Source organism: Metabacillus herbersteinensis (assembly GCF_042433335.1).
Lineage (GTDB): Bacteria > Bacillota > Bacilli > Bacillales > Bacillaceae > Metabacillus > Metabacillus herbersteinensis.
The window spans coordinates 97,911-108,515 of sequence record NZ_JBHLVO010000016.1 but is presented as its reverse complement, the minus strand read 5'-3'; the positions used below and the strand labels follow the sequence as shown (position 1 = coordinate 108,515).

The window sequence follows — 10,605 nt, the reverse complement described above, 5'->3', positions numbered from 1 at the left end:
GCATCATTCATCACCTCAAGATTTTTATTACTTCTATTTTAATACAAAAAAGACTGTAGGCAAACTCGATAAAATCGAGTTTGTCTACAGTCTGAGCTGACTCTATATCCTAAGAGTCAGCTCTTCCTTTTATACGTTTTTTCCATTTTTTAAAGCTTTTGTTAGTATTTCGTCATTTTCTGTCAGTTGTTCTTTTCGATACTGAATGTTTGCGACATCAAGACCATTTCCTAAAGAACCATAAAGATGTCCTTGATGAGGGTCAATTAATTCACTACCTTGATAGTAAATCCTAGGTGTTTTCCAAAGAGCAACGAGTGCCTTACTCATCGGCATTTCATGATAAAGCTCAGGCCACACTTTTTTTATATGTTCTTTAACTAATGGATAATACTTCGAACTCATACCTGGGAAAATGTGATGCTCTGTGTGGTATGAGAAATTAAAGTGAAGAACATCAACCCATTTTGGAACGGTAACCGTCAAACTGTTTGCGAGTGGATCATTCACTTCAGTCATTGGATTCAATCTATGATTTGTTGAAATATAGCCCATTACAATCGCGTTGGCAATTAGTAATGGGATGAAGAATGCGAAGAGCCATTTTAAAGGACCCATAATGAACAACAAGCCAATCCAAGTTACCCATGGTAAAATGAGCTGCATCCATACTTTAGGTTGATTTTTTGGATTGAATTCTTTTATATACATCACAAAACATTTTGTAGAATGTGCTGTAAACATCAAAGTTAATAATGCAAAGCTTGAAAATGCCCGGAAAGAATGTGGCAGTTTATAAATCCAACGTAGAAAACGTGAACGTTTCCATTTTTCCAATGTAGGCCAAGCATCAGGATCTTTTTCATCATTCTGTGTATGAACATGATGTGTTAAGTTATGCCATTTTCTCCACAACATAGGACCTGTCGTTAACGGCCAAAATGCAATAGCACCTAATAAATCACGTAGCCATGCCTTTCTTACAACCGTACCATGAAGAATTTCATGTCCGAGAAAGCCCATTGCTGCAAAACTAGTTCCAATAATGAACGCAATTCCTAAATACAGAAACGGGTTAAAGCTGAATAAACCTATCGTTAAAAATCCAGCCACAACGACAAGTAAATAAGCTAGACCACCCCATAAACGTGTTGGTACTGGTTTAAATGCCTTTTTAGGTAGATGAGGGGATATGCGAGCTGCGTACCACCCAAAGGAATGAAGATCTTTCATGTTGTAACTCCTTTCATAGTAAAGAGTATCTCTACTAATTCCCAATCTTTCTCATATTTAGATACATCTATTTTTCCCGAATTTCTAGAAAAACTAACTTTTTTTTAACATTTTTTTCGCTTTCTTAAAATGAACCTTTTTACCACAGGTTCAATCGTATCAGCACAGAGAATGAATTGCAATTAATAATTATTACCTGGTACTAACAATTGATTCCAAATGCCGATCTATTGTAAAAGACATCTTCCTCGCTTTTCACTGGAGTAAAGAAAAGTCCTCAAATGATACTAGATTACTCTGAGTCTTCGTTCACTGTTCTTAAATTAGAGGGGTTAATATTTTGAGGGGTTTGCGCTTTCACTCGCTTTTCTCTTTCAAGGGGCGATCGGATTGGAACGATTATTGTTACTTGAACTCTGGGGTTTGTTGTTCATTTTTATTCTGTTTTTGAAAATTTACTTAAAAAAATGAGTGCTCGTGTTTCATTCTAGTGAACACTTACACTCATTTGGTGTTTTTCCTATTTTATTAAAAGAGCTTTCACCCTAGATATTACATTCTCAACTGTAAATCCGTACTCTTGTAAAATCTTTTCCTTTGGAGCGGACGCACCGTACTGATCAATTGCAAGGATATCCCCTTCAGTCCCTACATATTTATGCCAACCTAAGGAAACTCCCATTTCTATTGCAAGACGTGCGTACATAGATAACTGGTAATTTCATTAGTGCTGCTAATCGAATCGCAGGTCTTAAATAGTCAGAAAAGACGAAGAATGTTGCTCCAAAAACTTTTAATCCTCCATGTAGAGCCATTCCATTCATTGCTGCTCCCATTCCAAATTTGCGAACGCCGAACCAGAGGTTACGTCCACTATAATTGGTAGATGAAGCAAGATCAGCTGAGCCACCGATGATCTGTGGAACATGATTTGCAAGAAGATACAATACTTCACCAGAAGTGGCACGTGTTGCTGCTTCATGTTCGCCTTCATAGGCTGGCAGGATCGTGTCTAGATTATCGGGTAGTTCACCTTTTATCCCGCTAGATTTTTAGATTAAATACCTCTTCAGAGACAGGACGTAGCATAGAACGAAGTTCATTTTTCAAATTGAGTATGGTTGTATCATTAAAAGAAACGTGGTTCACTCCATTTTTAGCATTCCACCCAAGTCCTTCCATTTCCCATCCATTTCTAAGAACATGCTGGGATAGAGAAACATAGATTGTTTGAAAGCTTACAATAGAATCAATTCCTAAAACACCTATTTTCATAGAATCCCTCTCTTAGAAATTTTTTTAATTAAAAAGCGCAAGCGCCTTGGTCAGCCCCGACAAGTATAAGGCGATTATAAATAGAAGGCGTTCTTTGCCTTCAATTTATAATTGACTTATGACCTCGAGGCAGTTACAACCGCGACGTCCTGTCGCTATAACTGCACTAGCACGTCCTGTGCGTCGGGGCTAGGCGCTGGAGCCGGATTCAGAAACGCATGCTTAGTCTAAAATTGATATAAATTCTAGTTTAAAAGAGGCACCCCATGCCTCTTTTGTTATTAAATCATCTTCTTTTGAAATGCAGCGATATTCTCATATTCATCTTTTAATAACCTAGAGATTCGAATGAAAATTGGAATTAACTCTTTGTAGACTAGTACATTCTCTTTGTTAGGCTTATGGTTAATATTTGCACCGACCATTTCTGAGACTACATTTAATGACTCAATTTCACCTATGGAATATAAGCCAAGTATTGCTGCTCCTAAGCAAGAACTTTCAAAGCTTTCAGGAACGTAAACCTCTTGGTCAAAGATATCAGCCATCATTTGTCTCCAAAGCTCTGATCTTGCAAATCCACCTGTAGCCTGTATTTTCTTTGGTTCACCGATTAGTTCCTCTAATGCAAGCAGAACCGTGTATAAGTTAAAGATGACGCCTTCTAAAACCGCACGAATGAGGTGTTCCTTTTTATGATGTAATCCAAGTCCAAAAAAGGAGCCTCTAGCATTTGCGTCCCATAAAGGAGCTCGTTCTCCCGCCAAGTATGGGTGGAAAAGCAAACCATCAGAACCCGGATTCACTCTTGCCGCCATCTCTGTTAGCAATTCATAAGGATCTTTACCTAAGCGATGTGCAGCATCAATTTCTGAAGAGCCTAGTTGATCACGTGCCCATCTGAAAATCATGCCTCCATTATTCACTGGCCCACCAATGACCCAATGATTTTCTGTTAAGGCGTAACAGAATATTCTTCCCTTCGGATCTGTAACAGGCTTATCTGTTACCGTTCTGATCGCACCGCTTGTCCCAATCGTGACGGCTACAACTCCTGGTTCAATTGCGTTGACGCCGAGGTTGGATAATACGCCATCACTTGCTCCAACCACAAATGGGGTAGAAGGAATTAAGTTCATTTCTCTTGCAAACGTTTCGTCTAGTCCTGTCAACTTATAAGTTGTCGTGACAGGTTGTGATAGTTGTTCCTTTGTAACACCTGCGACACGAAGCGCTTCTTCATCCCAATCTAGCGCTTCTAAATTGAACATTCCAGTTGCTGATGCAATGGAGTAGTCAATAACATACCGCTTAAAAAGTTTAAAAAATACATACTCTTTAATCGAAATGAATTTAAAGCTCTTTGAAAAAAGTTCTTGTTGCTCGTTTCGAAGCCACGTTAACTTCACAAGAGGTGACATTGGATGAATAGGCGTTCCAGTTCGGAGATAAATGTTATGTCCATCCATCTCTTTTAGAATTTTCTGAGCCCATTCAGAACTTCTATTATCAGCCCAAGTCATACATTTTGATAACGGCTTGCCCTCTTTATCAACAGCAATAACACTATGCATCGCTGAACTAAAAGATACACATAGAATGTCACTAGGTTGAACGTTACTTGTTTGAACTACTTGCTTGATTGTTTTAACAACAGCTTCAAAGATTTCTTCTGGGTTTTGTTCCGCTGTGTCTGGTGTCGGTGAGTACAAAGGGTATTCAATTCCATGGCTTGTAATAATCGAACCATTAACGGAAAAAAGAACAGACTTCGTACTAGTTGTTCCAATATCAACACCGATTACATATTTCGAGCTCATTTTATTCCTCCTAACATCTCTCTTCCTAAACAAGAAGAGCAACCACTTTCCTATTACTTATTCACAACACTGTGTCCGCCGAATTCATTCCGAAGTGCTGCCACTACTTTTCCTGAGAATGTGTCTTCCTCTAATGAGCGGTATCTCATCATTAATGATAGAGCAATGACTGGAGTTGCCGTTTGAAGATCAAGTGCTGTTTCAACAGTCCATTTCCCTTCACCTGACGATTGCATAACGCCCTTTAGTCCTGAAAGCTTTGCATCCTTTGAGAAGGCACTTTCTGTAAGTTCCATTAACCAAGAACGAATCACTGATCCGTTGTTCCAGACTCTAGCAACACTCTCGTAATCGAAGTCATATGAACTTTTCTCTAATATCTCAAATCCTTCTGCAATGGATTGCATCATCCCATACTCAACTCCATTATGGACCATCTTCAAAAAGTGACCGCTACCACTTTCACCTGCATACATATAGCCATTTTCAACGCATATATCTTTGAAAAGCTTTTCCACAACTTGAAAAGCTTCCTTATTTCCGCCAATCATCGTACAAGCGCCATTTCGGGCACCTTCCATCCCACCACTTGTACCTACATCTAGGAAATAAATTCCCTGTCCTATTAATTCTTCTGCTCGTCGTTTGGACTCCTTATAATTAGAGTTTCCACCATCAATCACAATATCTCCTGGTTGTAATAAACTTTTTAATTCCTGGATGACATTCTCTGTGATTTCGCCTGCAGGAACCATCAGCCATACTACTCTTGGAGTTGGGAGTTTTTCGACAACCTCTGAAAGAGAAGAAACGCCCGTTCCACCCTCTTGGGAAAGACTTTCAACTGCTTCTATATTCACATCTGTTGCAACAACTTCATGGCTATGCTCCATTATATTTAAAGAGAGGTTATACCCCATTTTACCTAATCCAATGATACCAATTTTCATAACTAAGTGCCCCTTTTGAAATATTTTTTCATGGTAACATCTATTATACGAAATTTTTTTCATTTTGCAATCGTTTACAAGGAATTTATTTTCTTTTATTACTTATGCTATACTTCTTTTAGAACAGGTTGAATTTTATGTAAGCGGACAATACAGATAGAGCTTTACTCTTTTAAAGGGGAATATCACATGACAACTAACAACTTAGGAAAAATACGATCTTATTATGCAAGATTAAGTGATAAGGAGAAAAAGATCGCTACTTATATCTTGGATAATCCTGAAAAAATTATTCATAATACAATAAATGAGGTAGCAGAGGAACTTGATGTTGCCGACGCGACTGTCTTCAGGTTTTGCAAGCGTATGGGCTTCAAGGGGTATCAAGCTTTGAAAATTGCTCTTGCTTCCGAAATTATGACACCAATTCAGCAGATACATGAGGAAATTAACGAATTAGACAATGAAAAGTCTGTTGCTGAAAAGGTCTTTAAGTCGAATATTAGAACACTAGAAAATACTTTGCAAATCCTAGAAGGCGACTCAATTCAAAAAGCAGTAGAACTCATTCTCAGTGCAAATAGGGTAGAGTTATATGGAACTGGTGGATCTGCTGTGATTGCAATGGATGCCTACCATAAGTTTATTAGAACGGGAATTAAGGCCTTCGCTTTTTTAGATTCTCACTTTCAGTTAATGGCAGCCTCCCAATTGACGGAAAATGATGTCGGTATTGTCATTTCTCATTCAGGGATGAATAAAGATACGATCCGTATTTTAAACACATTAAATGAAAACGGTGTCAAAACGATTGGAATCACTGGTTTTCCTAAATCGCCTATTGGCCAAAAGGTAAGTGTTCCTCTCTATACAAGTTCAGAGGAAACCGAATATCGGTCAGAAGCATTGGCTTCACGAATTGGCCAACTTAGTTTAATTGATGCATTATATGTTAACCTAATGATCCTAAATAAAGAGAGCGCAAAGAAATCTCTTAAAAAAGTAAGAAGTGCCATCTCCGAAACACGGATGTAACCGAATTTCATGAACTTACCAAATAATTAGCCGACTCCAACAAATAGGGAGAACGCTAATTTTTTTTTGATTTTGGGATAAATTATAATAAATGATCCCAGATATTTTTGACTAATGACCCTTTCTCGAAAAATAAATAAATTTTTTTTGAAAAAATGTGTTGATAAAAGAAAATTTTTTTCATATAATCGATTCACCGGATGAAAGTGCTTTCAAAAATATACACTCATAAATATAGGAGGTTACAAAAAATGTTATTATTAATTGTTTTAGCAGCAATAATTGCACTTCTTTTACTTATAACTGTTGCAAAATTGAACCCATTCGTTGCACTAATTGTTACGGCAATCGGGGTTGGATTAGCAACAGGCATGCCTCTCTTCACCACTTCACCAGAAGATCCTGGTATTGTAGATTCGATTAAAACTGGTATGGGTAATACACTAGGATTCTTAGCGATAGTCTTAGCACTTGGGACGATGTTAGGTAAAATGATGGCAGAATCAGGTGGAGCAGAGCGAATTGCTCAAACGTTAATTTCACGTTTTGGTGAAAAAAATGTTCACTGGGCAATGATGTTCGTTGCATTCATCGTAGGTATTCCAGTATTTTTCCAAGTAGGATTTGTTCTATTAATTCCATTATTATTTACAATTGCACGTCAAACTGGTGTTTCACTCGTTAAAATTGGTGTTCCTTTAGTAGCAGGTCTCTCAGTTGTCCATGGCCTTGTACCACCGCATCCTGCAGCAATGGCAGCGGTTGGAATTTTCCAAGCAGACGTAGGTTTAACCATTCTTTATTCACTAATTGTTGGTCTCCCAACAGCCATCCTTGCTGGTCCTGTTTATGGTAATTGGATTGGTAAACGCATTCACAAAACAGTTCCTAAAGAAATTGGCGATCAGCTTGCGGAGAAGAAAGAAGGGAAAGAACTTCCAGGCTTCTTCAATACATTATTTACAGTTTTAGTCCCTGTTTTCTTAATGCTATCAGCTTCTATCGCAGAGCTTACCTTACCAAAAGAGAGCCTTGCGTTTGGCGTGTTCCGTTTCTTAGGAGATCCTGTAATTGCACTATTAATTGCAACGATTTATTCATTCTTTAGCCTAGGTTTCTTCCGTGGTTTAAGTCGTGACACTGTATTAAAATTCACAAATGATTGTTTGGCACCCACTGCAACAATACTTTTAGTTATCGGTGCCGGTGGAGCATTTAACCGAGTGTTACTTGATTCTGGTATTGGTGAGTATATTGCGGAATTAGCAGAAGGATCCAATGTATCACCTATTATCTTAGGTTGGGGAATTGCGGCAATGATACGTGTTGCGACTGGTTCTGCAACAGTTTCGATGATGACTGCTGCAGGTATTGTTGCTCCAATCGCAGCTGTTGTCCCAGGCGTAAACTTAGAATTACTTGTTTTAGCAACAGGTGCAGGATCACTTATTTTGTCACATGTTAACGATTCTGGCTTCTGGATGATTAAAGAATACTTCGGCATGACTGTAAAAGAAACATTGCAAACTTGGACTGTATTGGAAACAATCATTGCTGTGGTAGCACTAGGGTTGATATTAGTTCTTGATTTGTTTGTTTAATACTTTTAAGAGAGATGAGCCTTTGTGGTTCATCTCTCTTTATTTAGAAATCAAAACTACCTATCTTTCTTGTAATGTGACTACACACAAAGAAACCCAACACCTCACGATTAGAGGGTTGGGTTTTTGGTATTGAACATTTCCAATAAAAGTTAATCAGCGAGTTGGTCTGAACAAACAACAAAGCTCTTCGGATAATAAATGATTAACCTCTTCCAAGTTTAGCTGATAATAACTCCAGGTACCTCTTGTTTCTCTTACGATAATTTTAGCATCAAGAAGTATTTTTAGATGATAGGACAACTTTGACTGTGGCATATCGACTAATGGAACAAGATCACATACACACATCTCTCCACGCTGAGTTAAAATGTTCATAATTTGGAGTCTCTTTTTGTCAGCAAGTGCTTTAAATTTTGCTTCATATGTCTCAAACGATTTTTCTAAAGAAATATCGTGTATGTTAAAGTTTGTGCTCATGGCAAACACCTTTTCTTTAATCAAATTTTATTGATATTACTAGTTTATAGCTGGAGTTTGCCTTTGTCAATGATTGATCAATTAAAATTGATATACTTAAAATCAATTGTACTTACTGTGTTAAAAACCTACGAAAACACAATTGTTTTATTACCATGAACAATTATACGATCCTCGAGGTGCCATTTTACCGCACGAGCTAGGACGCTTCTTTCGATTGAACGACCAATCTTCTTTAAGGATTCAATTTGATCCCTGTGGTCTACACGCATAATGTCTTGCTCAATAATCGGTCCCTCATCAAGTTCATTGGTCACATAGTGGGAAGTCGCACCGATTAACTTTACTCCGCGTTGATATGCTCGTTCATATGGTCTTGCTCCAACAAATGCTGGTAAAAACGAATGGTGAATATTAATGATTGAAATTGGATGAGCGCTCACAAACTCTGGTGTTAAGATTTGCATATAACGGGCTAACACAACGACATCAATTGCATATTCTTCGAGTAGCTGTAATTGTTTAGATTCTGCTTCTGCTCGGTTTTCCTTATTTGCTTGAATGTAATAAAATGGAATACCCAAAGCTTCAACCGTCTCCCTCGCGTCCTCATGGTTACTAATGACTAACGCAACTTCAGCCATTAAATCTCCACTTTGCCATTCCCATAACAGTTCTCTCAAGCAATGAAGTTCCTTTGATACGAAAATAGCCGTCTTTTTTACATCATACACAAACGTAAATTTCCACTTCATTATAAATTTTTCAGCAATCGGTAGAAAATTATTTTTCAAAATTTCTTCTTTCAATGAAAGTTCGGGACAATCGAATTCAATGCGCATAAAAAATGTTCCGCCTTTTGGATCCGTTGAATATTGGCTTGATTCAATAATATTTGCACCTTGCTCAAATAGAAATTGAGATACCGCTGTAACAATACCTGGTTGATCAGGACAATTTATAAGCAGTCGGCCTCGACTTTGTTGACTCCTTTGAAAGAACTCAATCCGTTCTTGTATTTCGTTTTTCATTATAATCCCTCATTTCGTTTTGCTACACATTATACCTAAAAATTTTTAAAATGACAGGAAGAATTTAAAAACAAACTCTTCTTCCAAATACTGTTTTTATGATTACTTTCCATTATAATAGTTGGAAACGTTCCTTTTAGCAAAACATAATTCGCTTTTTTGCTAATCTAGGGTATCTAAATTACGGATCAAAGAAAGAAGTGGAAAGAGTGGAGAATACCAACAAGAAGCACATTTACATCATTTTATTCTTGATCATGATTGTCTGGGGATTTAATGTAATTGCCACAAAAATGCTAGTGACAAGTTTCTTACCTGTTACGATGACCGCGTTCCGGATTTTCATCGCAGGAGTCAGTGTATTTATTATTTTATTTTTTTTGAAACAAATACGTTTACCTTCAAAAAAGGAGTTTCAGTACATCATCCTTGGTGGATTATTAGGAGTAGTCGGACATCACTATTATTTGTCAGTTGGACTTTCCGAAACAACCGCTTCAAACGGTGGACTTATCTTAGGCTTGATCCCGTTAATTACAACGATCTTATCAATTTTTTTATTAAATGCAAAAGTTACTTTGATTCGCTTTTTGGGAATTGTATTAGGACTCGTTGGTGTTTCAATCATCGTTTTCAATAATCGGGGCATTGGTGGAGGTATATCAATCGGGGATTTACATATTTTTTTATCTGCATTATTTCAAGGAGCAAGCTTTATCGTGATTAAAAAGGCAGCAAAAACTCTAGATCCCCGCCTATTAACTGGATACATGTTGGTTCTTGGTTCGGTTTTCTTATTTATTCTTAGTTTATTCCTTGAGCCAGAGGGTTTAAAAAGTATGACAACTGGCTCTGTTAGTATATGGGCCATCTTTTTTGCATCAGCGATCATTGCGACTGCCCTTGGTCATATGATTTATAATGCTGCAGTAGGAAAAGTTGGCGCTGCTGAAGCTTCCATTTTCATTAACCTAAATCCCTTTTTCGCATTAATTGGCGCAGCTATTTTCCTTAATGAAGTGATAACTCTTACACAAATTCTAGGATTTATCCTGATTCTTATTGGTGTTATTTTCGGTTCTGGTGCTTTTGAGGAAATGCTTCGAGCTAACAGACGAAAGCGAGAAAATATAGAAATGTCAAATTCTTCATCTGTATAATGACAAAACACTCTAAAGGA

Annotated in this window: 10 protein-coding genes and 1 pseudogene; 3 read left to right on the top strand and 8 right to left on the bottom strand. The window is 37.5% G+C overall.

Going from position 1 to position 10,605, the window contains the following annotated elements; genetic code table 11:
* Positions 1-129: 129 nt before the first annotated feature.
* The 6 genes and pseudogenes from desB to gnd form a co-directional block, all read right to left on the bottom strand.
* Positions 130-1,233, bottom strand: coding sequence for a Delta(10) desaturase DesB (gene desB / locus ACFFIX_RS17200; RefSeq protein WP_378936150.1), 1,104 nt, complete (start codon positions 1,231-1,233; stop codon positions 130-132).
* 520 nt (positions 1,234-1,753) lie between these two features.
* Positions 1,754-1,915 carry a transketolase-like TK C-terminal-containing protein gene (locus ACFFIX_RS27970; protein WP_446686113.1) on the bottom strand — a complete coding sequence of 54 codons (162 nt, stop codon included), beginning with the start codon at positions 1,913-1,915 and terminating at the stop codon, positions 1,754-1,756.
* Positions 1,916-1,928: 13 nt separating this feature from the next.
* Positions 1,929-2,273: pseudogene (locus ACFFIX_RS17195) on the bottom strand (transketolase); the annotation flags it as partial.
* A 4-nt stretch (positions 2,274-2,277) separates the two neighbouring features.
* Positions 2,278-2,508 (bottom strand): hypothetical protein, encoded by a 231-nt coding sequence (locus tag ACFFIX_RS17190; RefSeq protein WP_378936148.1) that lies wholly within the window; start codon positions 2,506-2,508, stop codon positions 2,278-2,280.
* A gap of 281 nt (positions 2,509-2,789) precedes the next feature.
* Complete coding sequence (gene gntK, locus ACFFIX_RS17185) at positions 2,790-4,328, bottom strand: gluconokinase (protein ID WP_378936146.1); 1,539 nt, start codon at positions 4,326-4,328, stop codon at positions 2,790-2,792.
* 53 nt (positions 4,329-4,381) lie between these two features.
* Positions 4,382-5,278, bottom strand: a complete 897-nt coding sequence (gene gnd, locus ACFFIX_RS17180) for a phosphogluconate dehydrogenase (NAD(+)-dependent, decarboxylating) (protein ID WP_378936144.1) — start codon at positions 5,276-5,278, stop codon at positions 4,382-4,384.
* A 189-nt stretch (positions 5,279-5,467) separates the two neighbouring features.
* Between gnd and ACFFIX_RS17175 the strand changes: the two genes are divergently transcribed.
* Both ACFFIX_RS17175 and ACFFIX_RS17170 read left to right on the top strand, forming a co-directional pair.
* Complete coding sequence (locus tag ACFFIX_RS17175; protein ID WP_378936142.1) at positions 5,468-6,313, top strand: MurR/RpiR family transcriptional regulator; 846 nt, start codon at positions 5,468-5,470, stop codon at positions 6,311-6,313.
* 251 nt (positions 6,314-6,564) lie between these two features.
* Positions 6,565-7,914: a GntP family permease gene (locus ACFFIX_RS17170; protein ID WP_378936140.1), complete on the top strand. Its 1,350-nt coding sequence runs from the start codon at positions 6,565-6,567 to the stop codon at positions 7,912-7,914.
* 156 nt (positions 7,915-8,070) lie between these two features.
* Here ACFFIX_RS17170 and ACFFIX_RS17165 read toward each other — a convergent pair whose 3' ends face one another.
* Both ACFFIX_RS17165 and purU read right to left on the bottom strand, forming a co-directional pair.
* Complete coding sequence (locus ACFFIX_RS17165; protein ID WP_378936138.1) at positions 8,071-8,394, bottom strand: ArsR/SmtB family transcription factor; 324 nt, start codon at positions 8,392-8,394, stop codon at positions 8,071-8,073.
* Positions 8,395-8,522: 128 nt separating this feature from the next.
* Positions 8,523-9,425, bottom strand: coding sequence for a formyltetrahydrofolate deformylase (gene purU / locus ACFFIX_RS17160; RefSeq protein WP_378936136.1), 903 nt, complete (start codon positions 9,423-9,425; stop codon positions 8,523-8,525).
* Between the two features lie 209 nt (positions 9,426-9,634).
* On the opposite strand from purU, the gene ACFFIX_RS17155 reads away from it, so the two are divergent.
* The gene (locus ACFFIX_RS17155; protein WP_378936134.1) at positions 9,635-10,585 is read left to right on the top strand and encodes a DMT family transporter; all 951 of its coding nucleotides are present in this window, start codon (positions 9,635-9,637) and stop codon (positions 10,583-10,585) included.
* The last annotated feature ends 20 nt before the right edge of the window (positions 10,586-10,605 follow it).